The organism is Stenotrophomonas sp. 80084_Sma, from assembly GCF_056481995.1.
Map to the genome: position 1 here is coordinate 3,871,054 of NZ_CM151177.1, position 21,976 is coordinate 3,893,029.

The 21,976-nt window shown below is 66.0% G+C and carries 17 protein-coding genes and 1 tRNA gene; 11 read left to right on the top strand and 7 right to left on the bottom strand.

Features of this window, described 5'->3' with window-relative positions; translation table 11 throughout:
• Positions 1-90 precede the first annotated feature (90 nt).
• A complete protein-coding gene (locus tag ACZK3W_RS17850; protein ID WP_197617239.1) occupies positions 91-1,419 on the top strand; it encodes a Fic family protein in 1,329 nt (442 codons plus the stop codon).
• Positions 1,420-1,563: 144 nt separating this feature from the next.
• On the opposite strand, the gene recG is transcribed toward ACZK3W_RS17850, so the two are convergent.
• From recG to gmk, 5 genes are all read right to left on the bottom strand, one after another.
• Positions 1,564-3,675, bottom strand: coding sequence for an ATP-dependent DNA helicase RecG (gene recG / locus ACZK3W_RS17855; RefSeq protein WP_197617241.1), 2,112 nt, complete (start codon positions 3,673-3,675; stop codon positions 1,564-1,566).
• 7 nt (positions 3,676-3,682) lie between these two features.
• Entirely contained in the window at positions 3,683-4,069 is a 387-nt protein-coding gene (locus ACZK3W_RS17860) for a RidA family protein (protein WP_005410875.1), read from the bottom strand.
• 177 nt (positions 4,070-4,246) lie between these two features.
• Positions 4,247-6,409 carry a RelA/SpoT family protein gene (locus tag ACZK3W_RS17865; RefSeq protein ID WP_010484045.1) on the bottom strand — a complete coding sequence of 721 codons (2,163 nt, stop codon included), beginning with the start codon at positions 6,407-6,409 and terminating at the stop codon, positions 4,247-4,249.
• Positions 6,410-6,514: 105 nt separating this feature from the next.
• Positions 6,515-6,814: a DNA-directed RNA polymerase subunit omega gene (gene rpoZ, locus ACZK3W_RS17870; RefSeq protein ID WP_005410877.1), complete on the bottom strand. Its 300-nt coding sequence runs from the start codon at positions 6,812-6,814 to the stop codon at positions 6,515-6,517.
• 110 nt (positions 6,815-6,924) lie between these two features.
• Positions 6,925-7,590, bottom strand: a complete 666-nt coding sequence (gene gmk, locus ACZK3W_RS17875) for a guanylate kinase (RefSeq protein ID WP_024958153.1) — start codon at positions 7,588-7,590, stop codon at positions 6,925-6,927.
• Positions 7,591-7,880: 290 nt separating this feature from the next.
• On the opposite strand from gmk, the gene fdnG reads away from it, so the two are divergent.
• From fdnG to ACZK3W_RS17890, 3 genes are read left to right on the top strand one after another with little or no spacing between them, the layout of a single operon-like run.
• Positions 7,881-10,949 carry a formate dehydrogenase-N subunit alpha gene (gene fdnG / locus ACZK3W_RS17880; RefSeq protein ID WP_478450133.1) on the top strand — a complete coding sequence of 1,023 codons (3,069 nt, stop codon included), beginning with the start codon at positions 7,881-7,883 and terminating at the stop codon, positions 10,947-10,949.
• Between the two features lie 10 nt (positions 10,950-10,959).
• The gene (fdxH, locus tag ACZK3W_RS17885; protein ID WP_012481154.1) at positions 10,960-11,877 is read left to right on the top strand and encodes a formate dehydrogenase subunit beta; all 918 of its coding nucleotides are present in this window, start codon (positions 10,960-10,962) and stop codon (positions 11,875-11,877) included.
• Positions 11,874-12,521: a formate dehydrogenase subunit gamma gene (locus ACZK3W_RS17890; protein ID WP_032127833.1), complete on the top strand. Its 648-nt coding sequence runs from the start codon at positions 11,874-11,876 to the stop codon at positions 12,519-12,521. Before fdxH ends, ACZK3W_RS17890 begins: the two co-directional genes overlap by 4 nt.
• A 202-nt stretch (positions 12,522-12,723) precedes the next feature.
• Here the strand turns inward: ACZK3W_RS17890 and ACZK3W_RS17895 are convergent, their stop codons facing one another.
• Positions 12,724-13,686, bottom strand: coding sequence for an IS110 family transposase (locus ACZK3W_RS17895; protein WP_107314971.1), 963 nt, complete (start codon positions 13,684-13,686; stop codon positions 12,724-12,726).
• A 326-nt stretch (positions 13,687-14,012) separates the two neighbouring features.
• On the opposite strand from ACZK3W_RS17895, the gene fdhE reads away from it, so the two are divergent.
• The 7 genes from fdhE (at position 14,013) to ACZK3W_RS17930 (ending at position 20,900) form a co-directional block, all read left to right on the top strand.
• On the top strand, positions 14,013-14,996 hold the full coding sequence (gene fdhE, locus ACZK3W_RS17900) for a formate dehydrogenase accessory protein FdhE (RefSeq protein WP_478450134.1): 984 nt from the start codon (positions 14,013-14,015) through the stop codon (positions 14,994-14,996).
• A gap of 4 nt (positions 14,997-15,000) precedes the next feature.
• On the top strand, positions 15,001-16,425 hold the full coding sequence (gene selA / locus ACZK3W_RS17905; protein WP_478450135.1) for an L-seryl-tRNA(Sec) selenium transferase: 1,425 nt from the start codon (positions 15,001-15,003) through the stop codon (positions 16,423-16,425).
• Positions 16,422-18,353 carry a selenocysteine-specific translation elongation factor gene (gene selB / locus ACZK3W_RS17910; RefSeq protein WP_478450136.1) on the top strand — a complete coding sequence of 644 codons (1,932 nt, stop codon included), beginning with the start codon at positions 16,422-16,424 and terminating at the stop codon, positions 18,351-18,353. The genes selA and selB overlap by 4 nt, the downstream gene beginning before the upstream one ends.
• Before the next feature lie 24 nt (positions 18,354-18,377).
• Positions 18,378-18,473, top strand: a tRNA-Sec gene (locus tag ACZK3W_RS17915).
• Positions 18,474-18,499: 26 nt separating this feature from the next.
• Positions 18,500-19,579 carry a selenide, water dikinase SelD gene (gene selD / locus ACZK3W_RS17920; protein ID WP_478450137.1) on the top strand — a complete coding sequence of 360 codons (1,080 nt, stop codon included), beginning with the start codon at positions 18,500-18,502 and terminating at the stop codon, positions 19,577-19,579.
• A 182-nt stretch (positions 19,580-19,761) separates the two neighbouring features.
• Positions 19,762-20,118 carry a Fic/DOC family N-terminal domain-containing protein gene (locus tag ACZK3W_RS17925; RefSeq protein WP_478450138.1) on the top strand — a complete coding sequence of 119 codons (357 nt, stop codon included), beginning with the start codon at positions 19,762-19,764 and terminating at the stop codon, positions 20,116-20,118.
• Complete coding sequence (locus tag ACZK3W_RS17930; RefSeq protein ID WP_478450139.1) at positions 20,103-20,900, top strand: Fic family protein; 798 nt, start codon at positions 20,103-20,105, stop codon at positions 20,898-20,900. The genes ACZK3W_RS17925 and ACZK3W_RS17930 overlap by 16 nt, the downstream gene beginning before the upstream one ends.
• A gap of 151 nt (positions 20,901-21,051) precedes the next feature.
• Here the strand turns inward: ACZK3W_RS17930 and ACZK3W_RS17935 are convergent, their stop codons facing one another.
• Positions 21,052-21,912, bottom strand: coding sequence for a YicC/YloC family endoribonuclease (locus ACZK3W_RS17935; protein WP_019661992.1), 861 nt, complete (start codon positions 21,910-21,912; stop codon positions 21,052-21,054).
• Between the last annotated feature and the right edge of the window lie 64 nt (positions 21,913-21,976).

Below are 21,976 nucleotides of genomic sequence, written 5' to 3' on the forward strand. Positions count from 1 at the left end.
TCACGAACATGAACAGATTTAGTTCGGGTCGCTTGGAGCGCCCAACATCATTTGCTATAAAAAGTGATGAACATTTTATAGAAAACAACCATGAAGCTGCCCGCGCCAGCTCCCGATCTGGCAACCCTCACCCGGAAGTACATGGAGACCCTCGGTACCATCCTGGACGCCCGGATCGGGCCCGAGGTGAACGGCGCCTATGAGCACTGGGACAAAGTCCGCCACAGAGCGCCACCGGCGGGCCTGAACGCGGAGCAGTGGTGGCTGGGCATCACGTGGACGCGCGCAGCATTGCTGAAGCCGCTACCGCTGTTGCTGGACAAGACGCAGCAACCCTTCAAGCTGGCACTTACCGATTCAATGCAGCGGCACCTGCACTACATTGATCGGGAGGCCGCAGGCTCGGTGAAGGGTGTGGATGCTGCCAGCGGCCAAGGACGGTTCCTGATCCGCTCGCTTATCGAGGAAGCGATGACCTCATCGCAGCTGGAGGGCGCCTCGACCACGCGGGCGGTGGCAAAGGAAATGCTGAGCACAGGCCGTGCGCCGCGCGACCAGTCCGAGCGCATGATCTACAACAACTACGTGGCAATGAACGTGATCCGCGAGCGCGGCATACGCCCGATCACTCCCGGCGAGATTCTGGAGCTGCACAGCATCCTCACCGACGGCACGCTGGAGCTTCCAACCGACAGCGGGCGTTTCAGAACCGCCGAAGACAACGTTGCGATCTTCGATCGCGGCTCACCACCTACGCTGCTGCACATCCCTCCTCCGGCCGAGGAAGTGCCCGCACGGATCGAGCGGCTGTGCACGTTCATCAATGAGGAAAGCACACCGTTCATCCATCCTGTCGCCAAAGCCATCGCACTGCATTTCCAGATTGGCTATGACCATCCTTTCGTGGATGGCAATGGCCGTACGGCACGCGCACTGTTCTACTGGGCGATGATGAATGCCGGATATTGGATGACCGAGTACTTCTCCATTTCCAGCGTGTTGAAGGAGTCCCCAGGCAAGTACATGCGGGCCTACCTCTACACCGAAAGCGACAACCGGGATCTTGGCTACTTCGTGGCGCAACAACTGGAGGCGATTGAGCAATCGATCCAGGGTTTGCATGCCTACATCGCCAGGAAGCATGCGGAGGATCAGGCAGCGCGACGCGTGCTGCGAACCGCCCGGCTTGGCGGTGTGCCTCTCAATCATCGTCAGCGCGCGTTGCTGGCCAACGCGCTGAAGGATCCTGACCGGACCTACACCGTCGCCAGCCACCAGGCGGCACACACCATTACCTATCCGACCGCGTTGAAGGATCTGAACGGATTGGTGGCTTCCGGGCTTGTCAGCAAAGAGCGCGTCGGGAAGGCGTCCGAGTATCTCGTGCTACCCGGTCTGTCGGAACGTTTGGCGCTGTAGATCTACGCCATGCGGGGATGACGGGAAGGTGATCGAAAGCGCTGTCTGTAGAGTCGAGCCATGCTCGACTCACGCGCGCGGCGCGCAGTAGATCCACGCCATGCGTGGATGTGTGGACCAGGGTCCACACCCACCAATGCGGCATTACGCCGAGGCGTAACGCACGGCGGTGCCGATCCAGCGCTGCACCACGCGATCGGCCAGCGCGGGTTGCTGGGCCAGCAGGCGTTCGGCCAGGTCATGCACGCCGGGCAGCAGGCCGGCATCACGCGCGAGATCGGCGATGCGGAAACCGGCCAGGCCGGTCTGGCGGGTACCGAGCAGTTCACCGGGGCCACGCAGCTCCAGATCCTTCTCGGCGATGACGAAGCCATCGTTGGTTTCGCGCATGGTCTGCAAACGCTCGCGCGCCATCTGCGAAAGCGGCGCCTGGTACAGCAGCACGCAGCGCGACACCGCCGAACCGCGGCCCACGCGGCCGCGCAACTGGTGCAGCTGGGCCAGGCCGAGGCGCTCGGCATTCTCGATCACCATCAGCGAAGCGTTCGGTACGTCCACGCCCACTTCGATGACCGTGGTCGCCACCAGCAGATCGATCTCACCCGCCTTGAACGCCACCATCGTCGCCAGCTTCTCGGCGGCTTTCAGACGGCCATGCACCAGCCCCACGCGCACGCCCGGCAGCAGCGCCTGCAGCGATTCGTAGGTGGCCTGCGCCGGGGTGGCGTCGAGCTCTTCGCTTTCCTCGATGAGCGTGCACACCCAGTACACCTGCCGCCCTTCCTGGCAGGCCAGCGCGATGCGCTCGATCAGCTCGGGACGACGATCGTTGTTGAGTGCCACGGTCTGCACCGGCGTGCGGCCCGGCGGCAGTTCGTCGATGGCCGAGACATCCAGATCCGCGTATTCGGACATCGCCAGCGTGCGTGGAATCGGCGTGGCGGTCATCACGAGCTGGTGCGGCACGCTGTTGCCACCCGCGCCCTTGTCGCGCAGGGCCAGCCGCTGGTGCACGCCGAAGCGGTGCTGTTCGTCGACGATCGCCAGGGCCAGGTCCTGGAACACCACCGCCTCCTGCATCAGCGCATGGGTGCCGACCACCACCTGCGCTTCGCCGTTGGCGACCTGCTCCATCACCTTGGCGCGCGCCTTGCCGGTGACCTTGCCGGCCAGCCACGCGATGCGCACACCGAGCGGCTCCAGCCAACCGCGCAGGTTGTTGAGATGTTGTTCGGCCAGCAGCTCGGTGGGCGCAGCCAATGCAACCTGCTTGCCCTGCTCCACCGCCAGCATCGCCGCCAGCGCGGCGACCACGGTCTTGCCGGAGCCCACATCGCCCTGCACCAGCCGCAGCATCGGGCTGGGCCGCGCGAGGTCTTCGCGGATCTGCTTGAACACGCGCGCCTGGGCGCCGGTCAGCGCGAACGGCAGCTGCTTCAGCAGCGCCTTGGCCAGCTTGCCGGGGCCGGCCAGCGGCGGCGCATGGTGCGCCTGCAAGGCGATGCGCTGGCGGCGCAGGCTGAGGTGATGGGCCAGCAGCTCTTCCATTGCCAGACGACGCTGCGCTGGATGGGTGCCTGCGGCCAGCGCGGCCAGATCGGCATCCGGCGGCGGCCGGTGCACAGTGAGCAACGCGCTGCGCAGTGACGGCAGGCCAAGGCCATCCAGCCAACCGCTGGGCAGCAGTTCCAGCGTGCTTTCCTCGGGCAGGCGGTCCAGCGCCTGGCCGATCAGCTTGCGCATGGTCATCGGGCCAACGCCTTCCACGGTGGGATACACCGGGTCGAGGCGGTCGCCGAGTTCGGGATCGTCATTGCGGCCCAGCACCTGGTAGCTGGGGTGGACGATTTCCAGGCCGAGATGGCCGGGTTTGGGGGTGCCGAAGCAGCGCAGCCGGTTGCCGACCGCAAACTGGCCGACCTGCTGCTGGCGGAAGTGGAAGAAGCGCAGCACCAAAGTGCCCCGCCCTTCGTCTTCCACCGCCACTTTCAGCATCGGCCGGTAGCGCATGCCGCGCTCGACCGCGACCACCCGCCCTTCCACCTGCGCCGGTACGCCGTTGCGCAGGTCTTCGATGCGGGTCAGCCGGGTCCGGTCTTCATAGCGCAGCGGCAGATGAAGCCAGAGATCCTGCAGGGTGGCCAGGCCACGCGCCTGCAGTTTGGCGGCCACGGCCGGACCGACGCCCGCGAGCATCGCCAAGGATGCTTCGCCGGACGGTGACAGGACCGGGGTGACCGCCGCCTTGCGTGCCACGTGGCGGTCAGTCGATGACCATCACCGCGTCGACCTCGAAGTTGGCGCCCTTCGGCAGGCCGGAGACTTCGATGGTGGAACGGGCCGGGTACGGGGCCTGGAAGTAGTCCTGCATGACGGCGTTGACCTTGGCGAACTCGCCCAGGTCGGTCAGGTACAGGCCAAGGCGCACGACCTTGTCCAGCGAGCCGCCGGCGGCTTCGGCCACGGCCTTGAGGTTGTCGAAGGCGCGGCGGGCCTGCGCTTCGACGTCACCGGCGCCGACGATGTCACCGGTGGCCGGGTCGAGCGGGATCTGGCCGGAGAAGTACACGGTGTTGCCGGCGCGCACGGCCTGCGAATACGGGCCGATGGCGGCGGGAGCCTTTTCGGTGTTGATGATCTGGCGGGACATGGGTCGCTCCGGTGCTTGGGGGAAAACAGAGCGGTGATTGTACCGGGTGGGGGTGCATCCACGCATGGCGTGGATCTACCGCGCCGCTTCGGTAGTGCCGGCCGCTGGCCGGCAAACCCATGAACGTCGGAAGCATCGCGAAGTTGCCGGCCAGCGGCCGGCACTACCGGGTTCGCGTTACTGGCGGCGTACCGACTGCACGACCGACAGCCGGCGCAGGCGGCGCATCACTTCGGCCAGATGGTTGCGGTCGCGCACCTGGATGTTGAACGCCAGCACGGCGGCGTTGAAATCACGGTCCAGGTAGTCCACGCGCTCGATGTTGGAATGGCTCTGGGCGATGGCAGCGGCCAGCTGCGCCAGCACGCCGGTGCCGTTCTCTACTTCCACCACCAGCGAAGTGTCGTAGTCGCCGGAGACGGTGGTATCCCAGCCGATCGGCACCCAGCGCTCGGGCGACTTGCGCAGCTCGGCCAGGTTCGGGCAGTCCATGCGGTGCACCACGATGCCCTTGCCGGCGGTGTGGTAGCCCATGATCTCGTCGCCGGGAATCGGCTGGCAGCAGCCGGCGAAGGTAACCACGCCGCGCTCGCTGCCGTTGATCAGGATCTTTTCCTGCGAATGGTGGCGCGAATGCGGGCCGCCACGCAGTTCGGCGTAGGCCATCAGCGCCTGCGCGGCCTGGGTCGGCATCCAGTTGCCCAGCGCGACCTCGGCCAGCAGCGCCTCCAGGCGCGGGAAACGATGCTCGGCCAGGAACGCATCCAGGCGCCCCTTCGGCAGCCGTTCCAGCGACGAATCCATCGCCTCCAGCGCACGGTCGAGCATGCGGTGGCCGAGCTGCACGGCGTCTTCGTGCTCCAGCTGCTTGAGCTGGTGGCGGATGGCGGTGCGCGCCTTGCTGGTAACCACGAATTCCAGCCACTGCGGTTTCGGCGTGGCCGAGCGTGCGGTGATGATCTCCACCGACTGGCCCGACACCAGCTTGGTGCGCAACGGCACCAGCTTCTTGTCCACGCGCGAGGCCACGGCCATGTTGCCGACGTCGGTATGCACGGCGTAGGCGAAGTCCAGCGCGGTGGAATTGCGCGGCAGGGCCAGGATCTTGCCCTTCGGGGTGAACAGGTAGACCTCGTCCGGGAACAGGTCGACCTTGACGTTGTCGAGGAACTCCAGCGAGGAACCGGCGGCACGCTGCGAGTCGATCAGCTCAACGATCCAGGCGTGTGCGCGGCTCTGCGCGCTGTTCGGTGAATCGCCGCCGAACTTGTAGGTCCAGTGCGCGGCCACGCCACGTTCGGCGATCAGGTCCATCTCTTCGGTGCGGATCTGCACTTCGATGGGCGAACCATACGGCCCGAACAGCACCGTATGCAGCGACTGGTAACCGTTGGCCTTGGGAATGGCGATGAAATCGCGGAAGCGGCCATCCAGCGGTTTGAAGGTGGCATGCACCGAACCCAGCGCGTGGTAACAGCTGGGCACGCTGCGCACGACCAGGCGGAAGCCGAACACGTCCATCACCTGGTCGAAGGATTTGTTCTCGTCGCGCATCTTGTTGTAGATGCTCCACGGGGTCTTGATGCGGCTGACCAGGCGGTGCTCGATGCCTTCCTTCGCCAACCGCTGCGACAGCTGCACTTCCACCTGCGCCAGCGCTTCACGGCGGACCACCGGCTGGCTGCGGATGTGCTTTTCCAGGATCGCGTGGCGCCACGGATACAGCGCCTTGAAGCCGAGGTTCTGCAGCTCGCTCTTGACCAGGCTCATGCCCAGGCGCTGGGCGATGGGCGCGTAGATCTCCAGCGTCTCGCGGGCGATGCGGCCGCGCGCTTCGCGGCTCTGCGCGCCCAGCGTGCGCATGTTGTGCAGGCGGTCGGCCAGCTTGATCATGATCACACGCAGGTCGCGCGACATCGCCAGCAGCATCTTGCGGAAGCTCTCGGCGGCCGCTTCCTGGCGGTCGCGGAACTTCAGCTTGTCCAGCTTGGTCACGCCGTCGACCAGTTCGGCCACGGCTTCGCCGAACTCGGCGGCCAGCGCCTCACGGGTCAGCGGGGTGTCTTCGATGGTGTCGTGCAGGATCGCGGCGATCAGCGCTTCCACGTCCAGGCCGAGCTCGGCCAGCACCTGGGCCACGGCCACCGGATGGGTGATATAGGGCTCGCCCGACTTGCGCGTCTGCCCGGCGTGTGCGGCGGCTCCGACTTCCCAGGCACGGCGCAACAGCGGCAGCTGTTCCGGCGGCAGGTAATGGGCGGCGCGTTCAAGCTGGAGGACGTAGTCGGGTACGGCGGCAGCGGGGGCTGCGGCGACCTTGGCAGTGGGGCCTGGGTTCATGCCCGAAGCCTATTCCAGCGCGACGTTTACGGCAAATCCTGAATGCGAAACAGCCCGCACGGGGCGGGCTGTTCGGCGATCCAGCAATGACGTTGATCGATGCGATCAATCGTCGTTCTTGGACATGTCTTCGTCGGCGACCACTTCGGCGGCAGCCCACTCCAGCGCTTCGCGCTCGGCGCGCTCACGCTCGGCCTTCTCGACTTCGTCGATCAGCGCGTTGTCGATCTTGCGGGCGGCGATTTCGCGCAGCGCCAGCACGGTCGGCTTGTCCTCGGTCTCGCTGTTGTCCAGCGTGGCCTGCACGCCGTTGGCGAGCTGGCGGGCACGCTTGGAAGCCATCATGACCAGTTCGAAACGGTTGTTAACGACTTCCAGGCAATCTTCTACGGTGATGCGGGCCATACGGGCTCCCGGCGACCGGTCGGCCGCTCAGTCGAATGAGGGAAAGGGGACGGAGTGTACTGGCAGGGGCTGGACAAAATCAAGCCAACCCCCACCCGATTCTTTTGGAATCAGTCAGTTGCACCCGGATCGGGGGTCAGCAGGGCCTGGATCAGGCCGGCGTGGCGGACCTTCTGGGCCTCCCGGCGCAGGCGGCTGGCGGTGAAGATGGCGCACAGCTCGTCCACGGCGGTGTCGAACACCTCGTTGACGATGACGTAGTCGAACTCGTTGAAGTGCAGCATTTCATCGCGTGCCGCGCCCAGGCGCTGGGCGATGACCGCCTCGCTGTCCTGGCCGCGCTTGCGCATGCGGTCCTGCAGGGCCTGCTTGGACGGCGGCAGGATGAACACGGTGACCGTGCCCGGCACCAGCTGGCGCACCTGCTGCGCGCCCTGCCAGTCGATTTCCAGCAGCACGTCCTGGCCGGCGGCCAGCTGCGGCTCCACCGACTGCCGGGCGGTGCCCTTCCAGTCGCCGTGCACCCAGGCATGCTCGAAGAAGTCGCCGGCGGCGATCATTTCCTCGAACCTCTCCGCAGAGACGAAATGGTAGTGCCGGCCGTTCACTTCACCCGGGCGCATCGCGCGCGAGGTGAAGGAGATCGACAGGGCGATCTGCGGGTCACGCGCCAGGGTGGCATTGACGATGCTGCTCTTGCCGGCACCGGACGGGGCGGCAACGATGTACAGCGTGCCGCGCGCAACGGCGTCCGACGGCTTCGACGGGGCGCTCATGCGGGGGATCCAACGGGTTGATTTCGCAAAATTTTTCCTCGGTGTTCCAGATCCGGCGCGGAGGATCGCGCCAGGACGGCGGGGGCTGCGCGGAACATCCTGGAACCAGGCCCGGCAGACGCTTTCCCCGGGGGCGGGCACGCAACTTTACCAGAGCGGCCCCGTTGCGCGCCCGTCTGGCGGGCGCCGGGCCTTGTGCCACATGGGCGTACGGGGGCCTGTGCTATAACCGGGCCGTACCCAACGACAGCCCGGAGGCCTGCGCCTCCCCGCCATCCCAGGAGAACGGCATGCCATCGATGAGCCGCCGCCAGTTCCTGAAAGTGACCGGGACAACCCTGGTCGGCTCCAGTCTGGCATTGATGGGCTTCGCGCCCGGCATCGCGCTCGCGGAGGTCAGGCAATACAAACTGACCCGCGCGACCGAGACCCGCAACACCTGCACGTACTGTTCGGTGGCCTGCGGCATCCTGATGTACAGCCTCGGCGATGGCGCCAAGAACGCCGAGCCGAGCATCTTCCATATCGAGGGCGACCCGGACCATCCGGTCAACCGCGGCACACTGTGCCCGAAGGGTGCCGGCCTGGCCGACATCATCCACAGCAAGTCGCGCCTGCTCTACCCCGAGTACCGCGCACCGGGCTCGAACGAGTGGAAGCGGCTGAGCTGGGACGATGCGCTGGACCGCATCGCGCGGCTGATGAAGGAAGACCGCGATGCCAACTTCGTGCAGAAGAACGAGGCCGGGCAGACGGTCAACCGCTGGCTGACCACCGGCATGCTGGCGGCCTCGGCCACCAGCAATGAAACCGCGGTGCTGACCCACAAGGTCGTGCGCTCCCTTGGCATGCTGGCATTCGACAACCAGGCACGTGTCTGACACGGCCCGACGGTGGCAGGTCTTGCCCCGACGCTAGGCCGTGGTGCGATGACGAATCACTGGGTCGACATCAAGAATGCCGACCTGATCCTGATCATGGGTGGCAATGCCGCCGAGGCGCACCCGTGCGGGTTCAAATGGGTGACCGAGGCCAAGGCACACAACAAGGCACGCCTGATCGTGGTCGATCCGCGCTTCAACCGCTCGGCCGCGGTGGCCGACGTGTACGCGCCGATCCGCACCGGTACCGACATCGTGTTCCTGGGGGGCCTGATCAACTACCTGTTGACCGAGGACCGCATCCAGCACGAGTACGTGCTGAACTACACCGACATGTCGTTCCTGGTGAAGGACGAGTTCGCCTTCAAGGACGGCCTGTATTCGGGCTACAACGAAGAGAAGCGCAGCTACGACCGCTCCAGCTGGGACTACGCCTACGGTGACGATGGCTTCGTGCGCAGCGACCCGACGCTGAAGGACCCGCGCTGCGTCTACACCCTGCTCAGGCAGCACTACGCGCGCTACACCGTGGAGATGGTCGAACGCATCTGCGGGACGCCGGCGGACAGCATCCGCCAGGTCTGGGAGATGATCGCGTCCACCGCCGGCAAGGACAAGGCGATGACCATCCTGTACGCGCTGGGCTGGACGCAGCATTCGATCGGTGCGCAGAACGTGCGTGCCGGCACCATGGTGCAGCTGCTGCTGGGCAACATCGGCGTGGCCGGTGGTGGCATGAACGCCTTGCGCGGGCACTCCAACATCCAGGGCCTGACCGACATCGGCCTGATGTCCGACCTGCTGCCCGGCTACCTGACCCTACCGAAACAGGACGAGCAGGACTACGAGGCCTACATCGCCAAGCGCACGCAGAAGCCGCTGCGCGCCAACCAGATGTCGTTCTGGCAGAACTACCCGAAGTTCCACGTCAGCCTGATGAAATCGTGGTGGGGCGACGCCGCCACCGCCGACAACAACTGGTGTTTCGATTACCTGCCCAAGCTCGACAAGCCGTACGACATGCTGCAGGCGTACGAGCTGATGAACGAAGGCAAGATCCACGGCTACATCTGCCAGGGCTTCAATCCGCTGGCCTCGGCGCCGAACAAGGGCAAGCTGATCAGCGCGTTCTCCAAGCTGAAGTTCATGGTCAGCATGGACCCGCTGGAAACCGAGACCATCGCCTTCTGGCAGAACCACGGTGCGTTGAACGACGTCGACCCGAGCACGATCCAGACCGAAGTATTCCGCCTGCCGACCACCTCCTTCGCCGAGGAGAACGGCGCGGTGGTGAATTCCTCGCGCTGGCTGCAGTGGCACTGGAAGGGTGCCAACCCACCGGGAGAAGCGCGCAGCGACATCGAGATCATGTCCGAGCTGTTCCATCGCATCAAAGCGATGTACGAGAAGGACGGCGGTGCGTGGTGGGAGCCGGTGCGCGACCTGGCCTGGAACTACGCCAACCCTGAGGTACCCACGCCCGAAGAACTGGCGATGGAATACAACGGCAAGGCGCTGACCGACGTGTTCGATCCGAAGGACCCAACCAAGCTGGTGCGCAAGGCCGGCGAGCAGTTGGCCGCATTCGGCGACCTGCGCGACGACGGCAGCACCGCCTCCGGCTGCTGGATCTACATCGGTGCCTGGGGCCCGACCGGCAACATGATGGCGCGGCGTGACAACAGCGACCCCACTGGCATCGGCAACACGCTGGGCTGGGCCTGGGCGTGGCCGGCCAATCGTCGCGTGATGTACAACCGCGCCTCGTGCGACGTCGCCGGAAAGCCATTTGATCCACGGCGCACGCTGCTGGCGTGGAACGGGAAAAACTGGGGCAGCGTGGACGTGCCCGACTTCAAGGCCGACGAAGATCCCGCCGGCGGAATGGGCCCGTTCATCATGAACTCGGAGGGCATCGCCCGCTTCTTCGCCAAGGCCGGCATGGCCGAAGGCCCGTTCCCGGAGCACTACGAACCGTTCGATACACCGCTGCGCAGCAACCCGCTCAGCCCCGGCCAGGCACTGACGCTGAACAACCCGGCCGCCCGCGTATTCGCCAGCGATCGCGCACAGATCGGTTCACCGGACGAGTTCCCGCATGTGGCCACCACCTACCGCCTGACCGAGCATTTCCACTTCTGGACCAAGCACGGCAAGTTGAACGCCATCATCCAGCCCGAGCAGTTCGTCGAGATCGGCGCGGCGTTGGCCGACGAGCTGGGCATCAACAACGGCAGCCGCGTGCGGGTCAGTTCCAAGCGCGGCCACATCGAAGCGGTCGCCATGGTGACCAAGCGCATCAAGGCCCTGCAGATCGATGGCCGGACCGTGCACCAGGTGGGCGTGCCGATCCACTGGGGCTTCCTCGGTGCGGCCAAGCCCGGATACATCGCCAATACGCTGACCAACGCCATCGGTGACGGCAACTCGCAGACGCCCGAATCGAAGTGCATCCTGGTCAAGGTCGAGAAGGTGTAGGAGACACGCCATGTCACTGCAATCCCTGGACATCATCCGCCGCTCGGCCACCACCACGCCCTCGCCGGAGGCGCGTGGCGCGCACACCGGCCAGGTCGCCAAGCTGATCGATGTGAGCAAGTGCATCGGCTGCAAGGCCTGCCAGGTCGCCTGCATGGAGTGGAATGATCTGCGCGACGAGGTCGGCAGCTGCGTTGGCAGCTACGACAACCCGCCCGACCTGAGCGAACAGTCGTGGACGGTGATGAAGTTCCGCGAGTACGAGGACGAGAAGGGCAAGCTGGAGTGGCTGATCCGCAAGGAAGGCTGCATGCACTGCAGCGATCCGGGCTGCCTGAAGGCCTGCCCGTCGCCGGGCGCGATCATCCAGTACGCCAACGGCATCGTCGACTTCCAGGAAGAGAACTGCATCGGCTGCGGCTACTGCGTGACCGGTTGCCCGTTCGACGTACCGCGCATCTCCAAGAAGGACCACAAGGCCTACAAGTGCACGCTGTGTTCGGACCGGGTGGCGGTGGGCCAGGAACCGGCCTGCGTGAAGACCTGCCCGACCGGTGCGATCACCTTCGGCAGCAAGCAGGCGATGACCGAGCACGCGGCGGGACGCGTGGAAGACCTGAAATCGCGCGGCTACGAGAACGCCGGCCTGTACGACCCGCAGGGTGTGGGCGGCACCCATGTGATGTACGTGCTGCAGCACGTGGACAAGCCGGAACTGTATGCCGACCTGCCGAAGGACCCGCGCATCAGCCCGATGGTGGAGGTGTGGAAGGGCGTGGCCAAGCCGCTGGGCGTGCTGGCGATTGCCGCTACCGCCTTCGCCGGCTTCCTGCATTACATCGGCATCGGCCGCAACACGGTCAATGACGAGGAAGAAGAGGAAGCCGAGCACGAGGCGAAGAAGATCGAAGAGGAGCAGCGGCCATGAAGTACGCCCCGCACCCGCGGCAGATCATCCGCTACCGCGCGCCGACCCGCATCAATCACTGGATTGTGGCGATCTGCTTCGTGTTGACCGCGCTGTCCGGGCTGGCGTTGTTCCACCCTGCCCTGTTCCCGCTGACCCAGTTGTTTGGCGGTGGGCCATGGACGCGCATCCTGCACCCGTTCATCGGCCTGGCCATGGTCGTCGGCTTTGCGCTGCTGGCGTTCCGCATGTGGCGCGACAATCTGCCGACCGCCGACGATGGCAAGTGGATGCGCGGCATGCGCGATGTACTGCGCAACGAGGACGAGAAGCTGCCACCGGTGGGTCGCTTCAATGCCGGCCAGAAGCTGCTGTTCTGGGCGATCATCGGTTGCCTGTCGGCGCTGCTGCTGACCGGCTTCGTGATCTGGCGGCAGTACTTCAGCCACTTCTTCCCGATCGGGGTGATCCGCTTCTCGGTGCTCGCCCATGCGCTGTTCGGCTGGGTGCTGGTCTGCGCGATCGTGGTGCACATCTATGCAGCGATCTGGATCAAGGGCTCGGTGCGGGCGATGACCCAGGGCAAGGTGACCTACGGGTGGGCGTACAAGCATCACCGGCAGTGGTTCCGGGACATCCTGCGCGGACGGCGGGAAGAGGGGTAGCGGCAGGGCCTGCGGCCCTGCACCCGCTGGATCAACGTCAACATCAACGTCAAGAGCGGGTTTCCTGAGGGATGGCGCGGTGGGTCCGGTCCCCCTCGACAGGTCCCCGGTGCTTTTGGTGGGTGTCGACCTTGGTCGACACGATGAACACGGCAATGATCGAAACCGGCTTTTTTGTAGAGTCGAGATCCTATGTTCGCGGTCAAGCCTGCTGGAAGCAGGCTTGACCCACCTTCAGCATGGCCGGATCGAAGTCCCGGCCGCTTTTGAAGACACCCCAGGCGATCCTGGCCAGCTTTCTGGCCAGGATGTTGAAGACGGCGGTGCTGGGGTGACCGCGTTTTGACAGCTCGTCGTAGAGCGGTTGCCCCCGGCGACACCGCTTGAGCCCCATTGCGGCCATGTAGAGCATCTGGCGCAGCACTGGCGCGCCCTGTTTGGACAGCCGACGCCGTCCCGTTCTGCCGCCAGACTCGTTGGGCCGGGGATCCAGGCCGGTGCAGGCGATCCACGCGTTGGCGTTGGCCAACGGCCAGCGCGTCATGTAGTAGATCAGGTGAGCGGCGACGGCAGGGCCGATACCAGGGATGGTCAACAGGCGCTTGTAGAGCGCGCCATGCTCTCCATCGCGACCCAAGCGCTGCAGTTCGCTTTCCAGCTCGGACAGCGTCCCAGCCAGAGCGCAGAACAGATCTGACAGCTCCCCGGGGGCACTTTTGCTTACCCCGAAGGATTGCTCCAGGCGCGCGCGTGTCTTTACCAGCGTCTGCCGCTTGCGCAGCAAATCGTGCATCTGTTGCTGCTCGTCGGTACGCGGTACGTATTCACGCAGGCGATCGTTCTCCTTCTTCACGTACCGGGCGATCGCTTCGGCGTCCATGGCGTCCGTCTTGCCACGCGAGCCCGTCGCCCGGCCGTAGTGCTTGATCAGACGTGGATTGATCACATAGACAACGTGGCCTGCTTGGCCAGCCATCCGAGCCAACAACTCGTAGTACCGCCCCGTCGCCTCCATGCCAATCCGGCATCGCTGGGGCAAGGTGTTGAGCCACTGGGCTATGCCGGCCCGGGTGTTGGCGATCCTGTCGCCGGCCTTGCGGTCGGCCACTGCCGGTACGAACTCCTTGGAGTCCACGTCCACGCCAATATCGAGAGAATCAGACATTTGTACGGCTCCCAGCTATCTTTAAGGGGCTGGGGTGGTACCGCACCGACGTTAGCTTGCCTACATCGACGATCCCCTTTGGGGGCCGTACGATCCTTTATCGACGTTCGTGTGCGGGATGGGGATCGCTCGACTCGTCTGTCGGCTAGTATCCGCAGATGCATGCTTGACGGTCCCTCCACCCTGGCTCCTACATACCGCGTAGGAGCCGGGAGGAACATACAAGCCATGCTCGACTGCTTTGCTCGACTGCTTTGCCTGGAACACGCTGGACGCCAGCGTCGACAACGGCGAGGATGGAGCCTGGTTCTTCTGGCTGGCCCTGCATGGCGCAACGCATCCTTGAACCCGGTGAGATCGAGACGCTGGCCTCGCGCGATGTTCCGCGCATCATCCTGCCCGATACCGCGTCGCTGTTTGCCGGACGTGCGGACCGCCTGCGCAGTCTGGCTGCACACAGTGCCATCGGTGGTTACCTGCAGCTGCTGGCGGCGTTGGCCGATGCGCAGCAGGCGCTGCTGGAGGATCTGACACCGCAGCAACGCGAGGAACTTCAGGCACAGGCGCGTGCACAGCAGTCGAATGCGGCGGCCGGCGCCGGGATGCCGTTGCGGCCGACCAACACACTTCAGCTGGATGGCTGTTGGCGCGGCTGGCTGCGCACGCTATGCCAACACTGCGCTGAAGAAGCCGGCCTGCCGGCGGAAACCCGCCAGGAACTGCAGCGCGTTGCTGCTGCCGATGACGGGTGGCTGGATGCGCAGGCGCATGCGGTGCTGGAGCGTGATGACGCGCCGTCGGTGGATGCGGTGGCTGCGCTGCTGGTGATGAACGCGCTGCAGGTCTACTGGGCGGTGCTGGCGGACAGCTTCCGCCCCACCGAGCTGAAGCCGCTGGCCGATGCACCGGGGCTGTGCCCGCTGTGCGGCACCCTGCCGGTGGTCAGCGTGGTGCAGGCGCGGCCGCCCTATGCCTCCTACCGCTACCTGTCGTGCTCGCTGTGTGCCTGCCAGTGGCACTACGTACGCGTGCAGTGCAGCCAGTGTGGTGCCGCCGGCAAGGACATCGCCTATCGCGCCCTGGCCGATGTGGACGGCGACAGCGGCGAGGCGGTGCGCGAGAGCGCGGTCCGTGCCGAGACCTGCGACCACTGCCACAGCTACCGCAAGATCCTGTATCTGGAGAAAGACCCGTCGCTGGAGCCGGTGGCCGACGACCTCGGCACACTGGCGCTGGACCTGCTGCTGGGCGAGGAAGGGTATGCGCGCGCCAGCCAGAATCCGCTGCTGTGGCAATCCGACGGCGAGTGAGGCGATGACAGCCACGCCCCCCACCCCGGCATCGGCCGCTGCCCTGCCCTCGCTGGACCGGTTGCTGCGTCTGCCTGCCTTGGCAGCACTGATCGAGGGCCACGGCCGCAGCCGTATCACCCAGCTGCTGCGTTCGCACCTGCAGGTGCTGCGCGACCGTATCAGCGCCGGCCAGCTCTCGGCCACGCAGCTGCAGGAAGCGGTTGACGGCCCGGCGCTGGTGGCAGCAGTCGAGGCCGCACTGGCCGCTGACGCACGGCAGGATCTGCAGCCGATGTTCAATCTGACCGGCACCGTGCTGCACACCAATCTCGGCCGCGCCTTGCTGCCGGATGCCGCCGTGCACGCGGTCACCCGCGCGATGACCGCACCGGTGGATCTGGAGTTCGACATCAGCCGCGGCCGTCGCGGCGACCGCGATGCACGGGTGCAGGCATTGATCTGCGAACTGACCGGCGCAGAAGCCGCCACCGTGGTCAACAACAATGCGGCGGCGGTCCTGCTGCTGCTCAACAGCCTGGCCAACCGCCGCGACGTGGTGGTGTCACGCGGCGAGCTGGTGGAGATCGGTGGCGCCTTCCGCATTCCCGATGTGATGCGCAGTGCCGGCGCGCGGCTGCTGGAAGTCGGCACCACCAACCGCACTCACCCGGCCGACTTCGCCAATGTCATCGGCACGCGCACCGCGCTGCTGATGGAGGTACACGCCAGCAACTATGCGATCACCGGCTTCACCGCCAAGGTCGACACCGCGGCGATGGCAGCCATCGCGCACGAGCACGGCCTGCCGCTTGTGGTGGATCTGGGCAGTGGCAGCCTGTGCGTTCTGGCGGCCTTCGGCCTGCCGCACGAGCCCACCGTGCAGGAAACGCTGGCGGCCGGCGCCGACCTGGTGTCGTTCAGTGGCGACAAGCTGCTGGGCGGGCCGCAGGCCGGCATCATCGCCGGCCGCGCCGACCTGATCGCGCGGATCAACCGCAACCCGCTGAAGCGGGCACTGCGCATGGACAAGATGGGCCTGGCCGCACTGGAAGCGGTGCTGGCCCTGTACCGCGAGCCGGAGCTGCTGGCACAGCGACTGCCGACCCTGCGCACCCTGTCACGCACGCAGGAGGACATCGATGTGCAGGCCCAGCGCCTGCTGCAGCCGATGCGTTCCGTGCTCGCGGCCGACTACGATCTTGAACGGTCACCAATGCAGAGCCAGATCGGCAGCGGCGCCCAGCCACAGGCGCAGCTGGCCAGCGCCGGACTGCGCATTACCAGCGCGCGCCGTGGCGGACTGGATCGCCTGGCCAAGCGCTTGCGTCAGCTGCCGCGACCCGTGCTGGGCCGCATTGCCGATGACGCGCTGTGGCTGGACCTGCGCTGCCTGGAACCGGCCGACGAAGCCGACTTCCTCGCCCAGTGGAGCACGCTGCAGGCATGATCGTCGGCACCGCCGGGCATATCGACCATGGCAAAACCAGCCTGGTACGCGCACTGACCGGCATCGAAACCGATCGCCTGCAGGAAGAGCGAACGCGCGGTATATCGATCGAACTGGGCTACGCCTATGTCCCGGTGGAAAGCAGGGACGCCGAAGGCCCGGCTGCGACGCTGGGTTTCGTCGACGTGCCAGGCCATGAGCGCTTCGTGCACACGATGGTGGCCGGCGCCACGGGTATCGATGTCGCCCTGCTGGTGATCGCTGCCGACGACGGCGTGATGCCACAGACCCGCGAGCATCTGGCCATCCTGCAGCTGCTGGGCGTGGATCGCGGCGCGGTGGCGCTGACCAAGATCGACCGTGTGGATGCGGCGCGCCTCGCCCGGGTCGAGATCGAGATTGCTGCGCTGCTGGCCGCGACACTGCTGCAGGAATCTCCTCTGTTCGCCTGCAACAGCACCGCACCCGACGATGCCGGCATCAGCGCACTGCGTACCCAGCTGCACGCATGGGCGGCGGACGATGCCAGTACACGCCAGGCCGAACTGCGCAGCGAACTGTTCCGCATGCCGGTGGACCGCGTGTTCTCGCTGGCCGGCCACGGCACGCTGGTGACCGGCGCGGTACATGGCGGCATCGCCGCGGTGGGTGAGCATCTGCAGCTGATGCCAGCCGCCACCGACGTGCGCGTGCGCAGCATCCATGCGCAGAACCAGGCCAGCGAGCACGCGATGGCTGGGCAACGCTGCGCGCTGAACCTGGCCGCCATCGCCCGCGACGACATCCGCCGTGGCGACTGGATTGCCGATCCACGCGCGCTGCTGGCCACCACCCGTGTCGATGTGCGCCTGCGGCTTTCCGCGCGGGAAGTCCCTCTGCGCGACTGGGCGCCACTGCATATCCACTGGGGCACGATGCACCGGCAGGCCCACGTGGTGCTGCTGGAGGACCATGACCACGGCAATGGTCAGTTGGTACAGCTGGTGTTCGACGCACCAGTCTGCGCGATGTGCGGCGACCGCTTCATTGCCCGCGATTCGGCCGCGACCCGTACCCTGGGCGGTGGTGTAGTGCTCGATCCAGATCCCCCGCAGCGGCGTCGGCGCAGCCCGGCGCGGCTCGCGTGGCTGGGTGCGCTGGAGCAACTGGCGGCCGCCGCTGGAGTTGGCCCGCTGCTGCAGCAGGCACCCGCCGGCATTCCCCTCGGCGCCCTGCAGCGCTACTGCCGGCGTGCCGCCGACCGGATCGACCTGCCCGACGACGCGCGCCGCATCACTACCCGCGAAGACACGGTGATCATTCTTGCCCCGCACTGGCAGGCGCTGCGCGAACAGGTGCTCACCTCGCTGCGCGGCTGGCATGAGCACCGCCCCGACGAACCCGGCGTCGACAGTGGACGCCTTCAGCGCAGCACCCTGCCTGCGCTGGCAACCAGCCTGTGGAACGCCCTGCTGCAGGACCTGCTCGACGATGGCAGCGTGCAGCGCGCGGGTGCATGGTGGCGCTTGCCCGGCCACGATCACGCACCGCCGGAACGCGAACGCCTGCTGCTCGAACGCGTGCTGCCGCAACTGCACGCGGGCGGTTTCGATCCGCCGTGGATACGTACCCTGGCGGCCGACATCGGCCTGCCCGAGGATGAGGTCCGCGCGGTCCTGCGCCGCGCTGCCGCGCGTGGTGAACTGTTCCAGGTGGTGCCCGACCTGTTCTATGCACCGGCCCGCATCGCCGAGCTGGCCGCGATCGTCGCGCAGCTGTCACAGGCCAGCGGCACGGTGGATGCGGCGGCGTTCCGCGATGCCATCGGCCTCGGCCGCAAGCGCAGCATCCAGATCTTGGAGTTCTTCAATCGCGTTGGCTACACTCGACGCGTCGGTGACCAGCATCGGCCGCGCGGCGACCTGCAGTGGAATGCAGCCCGCGACTGAGCCCACCGGCATTGCCGTACTTTCGGAAGGCATGCGCATCCGGGCATGCGGCTGGGCTTCAAACCCAGTAGGGGGCGTCGATCGTTCCCTGGTAGGTTCGACTCCTGCTGCCTTCCGCCATTCGTGTTTCCGCAGGAGATGTCGGCATGGCCACGCACGTGCAGTCCCCCGCTCCTTCAACGGCCGATGCCCCGCAACGACTGACGTCTCTCGCGCATGGCGGTGGCTGCGGCTGCAAGATCGCGCCGGGGGTGCTGACCGAACTGCTGCGTGGCGTTCCAGCGCTTCCGGCACCGGCCGAGCTGCTGGTCGGCCGCGAGACCAGCGACGACGCCGCGGTGTATCGCCTCGATGACCGGCAGGCAATCGTCGCCACCACCGATTTCTTCATGCCGATTGTCGACGACCCGTTCGACTTCGGCCGCATCGCCGCCACCAATGCGCTGTCGGACCTGTATGCGATGGGCGCGCGCCCGCTGTTCGCACTGGCCATCGTCGGCATGCCGATCAATACGCTGCCGCAGGACACGATCCGCGGCATCCTGCTGGGTGGCGAACGCGCCTGCGCCGATGCCGGCATCGTGGTGGCTGGCGGCCACAGCATCGATTCGGTGGAACCCATCTACGGCCTGGCCGCGATTGGCGTGCTCGACCCGCAGCGGCTCAAGCGCAATGCCGATGCACGCGCCGGTGACGTACTGGTGCTGGGCAAGCCGTTGGGCGTGGGCGTGTACTCGTCAGCCCTGAAGAAAGAAGTCCTGGATGCCGAGGGCTACCGGCAGATGGTCGCGTCGACCACCCGCCTGAACAGCGTGGGCGTGCCGCTGGCCGCGCTGGACGGCGTGCACGCGATGACCGACGTCACCGGCTTCGGCCTGCTCGGCCACCTGCTGGAAGTGTGCCGCGCCAGTGGCGTGGCCGCCGAGGTGGACAGTGCACAGGTGCCGCTGCTGCCGCAGACCCTGGACCTGCTGCAACGTGGCTGCGTAACCGGCGCCTCCAACCGCAACTGGGCCTCGTATGGCGCCGAGGTGCGCTTCGCCGAGGGCTTGGCCGCCCACTGGCAGCCACTGCTGACCGACCCGCAGACCAGCGGCGGCCTGCTGGTGTCCTGTGCGCCGGAAGCGTTGGATGCGGTGCTGGCCTGCTTCAACGATGCGGGGTTCGGCCAGGCGGCCGTGCTGGGGCGCTTGAGCGAGGGAGCCGCGGGCGTCAGGGTGGTTTGAGATGTTCTTGCCTCGGGCGCGCATCCCCCGTCGTTGAGATCCGCAGCCATGGCGGCGGCACCACTTCATCGGTTTGCTCGGATAACGTGCCACTGGGAGCAACCTCAGCACTATTAAAGCATGCTTTAATAGCGGCCGGGATTCTTAAAGATCCCTTTAACAACGCCTCGCCAGGAGCGCAAATGCCCAGGACCACCGGCACTTACACCACCACCGATTCGGGCGGCGAGCTTGTCAAGGCCTTCGTGCCCCATCCATTGCCGCCCACGATGCCGCCCCTTGATCCTGCTTGCTACATGGCCAATGCGGCAGCCGAGGCGGCGCTGGGACGGCTCTCCGCCATGTCAGGTTTGGTCGCTTCTGCTGAATGGCTGATCTACAGCTCCATCCGCAAGGAGGCCTTGTTGACCTCCCAGATGGAGGGCACTCAGGCGACACTGACGGATCTGCTGGATCAAGAATCCGGAATCGACGTGGCCAGTACCACGGACGTCAGCGACGTGACCTGCAAGCGTTCGCGTATGTGCGAGACCAGCTGAAACACGATTGGGGCCTGCCGATCTCAACGCGCCTGTTGTGCGAAGCACATAGCATCCTTTTGAACAGTGCGCGCGGCGAGCAGAAGTTACCTGGTGAAGTGCGCCGCTCCCAGAACTGGATCGCAGGTACCCGGCCAGGCAATGCTCTTTACGTCCCCCCTCCTCACATGGAAGTCGGACGGTTGCTGGGTGAGATGGAGCGCTATATCCACGAGCCTACGACAGACCTTCCTCCTCTGGTCCGCATTGCCTTGATCCATGCACAGTTCGAAACGATCCACCCGTTCCTTGATGGCAATGGGCGCATAGGCCGCTTGCTGATTGCAGCATTGCTGGAAGACTGGAAGCTGCTGCCGGAGCCACTGCTCTATGTCTCTGGCGAACTCAAGAAACATCAAGACGAGTACTACCGGCTTCTGTCGGCCATCCGCGCCGATGGCGACTGGGAGAGTTGGATCCGCTTCTTCCTCGACTGCACGACCGAAGCCGCCGAGAACGCCCAAAGAAACATCATCGACATCGCCTCACTCATCGCAGCCGACCGGAGAAAGGTCATGGCTGCGAAAGACGGCACGGTGCAGGCGATCCGCTTGTTCGAAATGCTGCCTACGATGCCGCGCTTCACCATTACATTTGCAGCTGAAAGGCTGGGGGTGACATTTCCCACCGCCAGCGCGGCTGTCAAAGTCCTGCAAAGCGTTGACGTCCTTGTCGGTACCGGGAATCAGAAACGGAACCAGCAGTTCAGCTACAAGCAATACACCGAACTGCTGCAGCGCTAGGGAGGTAGGCGCAGCCCGTGCATCGAAGTGGAGACGTTGAATATCCCCCAAATGCGTACCCAGGCGGATCAATGATCACCCATCACACGCTCGTCCCAACCGCCAGGGCACGCATCTTCGATGACCTGACGGCACGCCCGGCCACGCCCTATCACTCGATGTTCTGCACCTGCTCGCGGATCTGGTCGATCAGCACCTTCAGTTCCACTGCCGCATTGGACGTACGGCTGTCCACCGACTTCGACCCAAGCGTGTTGGCTTCGCGGTTGAACTCCTGCAGCAGGAAGTCCAGGCGGCGACCGACCGGCTCGCGCTGCTTGAGCACGCGGCGGATCTCGACGATGTGGCTGCCGAGGCGGTCCAGCTCTTCATCCACGTCCAGCTTCTGCAGCCACAGCACCAGCTCCTGCTCGGCGCGGCCGGGGTCGACCGGGTGCGGCAGGTCAGCCAGGCGGGCGGCCAGCTTGGCGCGCTGGCCGTCGCGAATGGCCGGAATCAAGGTGCGCACTTCGGTGGCGATGCGTTCGATGCCGTCCACGCGCTCGCTGATGGCCGCGGACAGCTTGCCGCCTTCGCGCTCACGGGCCTCGACGAAGCCGTCCAGCACCTGGTCCAGCAGGGCCAGTGCCTCGACCTGCAGGGCGGCGGCATCGGTGGCCTCGCCGCGGGTCACGCCCGGCAGCTGCAGCAGGTCGGTGAAGCTGACCTGCAGGTTGGGGAAATCGGAGGTCAGGCGGTGCGCCAGGCGCCCCAGCTGGCCCAGCAGGGCCTCGTCCACCTGCAGGTTGGCGGCCGCTTCCGGCGCGCGCAGGCGCATCACCAGATCCAGCTTGCCGCGGCTCAGGCGCGCGGCGATGCGCTCGCGCAGCTGTGGTTCGAGCGCCCGCAGTTCCTCGGGCAGGCGGGTGCCGACCTCCAGAAAGCGGTGGTTGACCGAGCGCAGCTCGCAGCCCAGCGTGCCCCACGGGGTGACCCGCTCGCCGCCGGCATAGGCGGTCATGCTTCGAATCATGGATTGTGTCCGGTGCGTGCAAAGGGGGAATGGTACCCTAGCGCCCTCACCAGAGCCCCCTTGC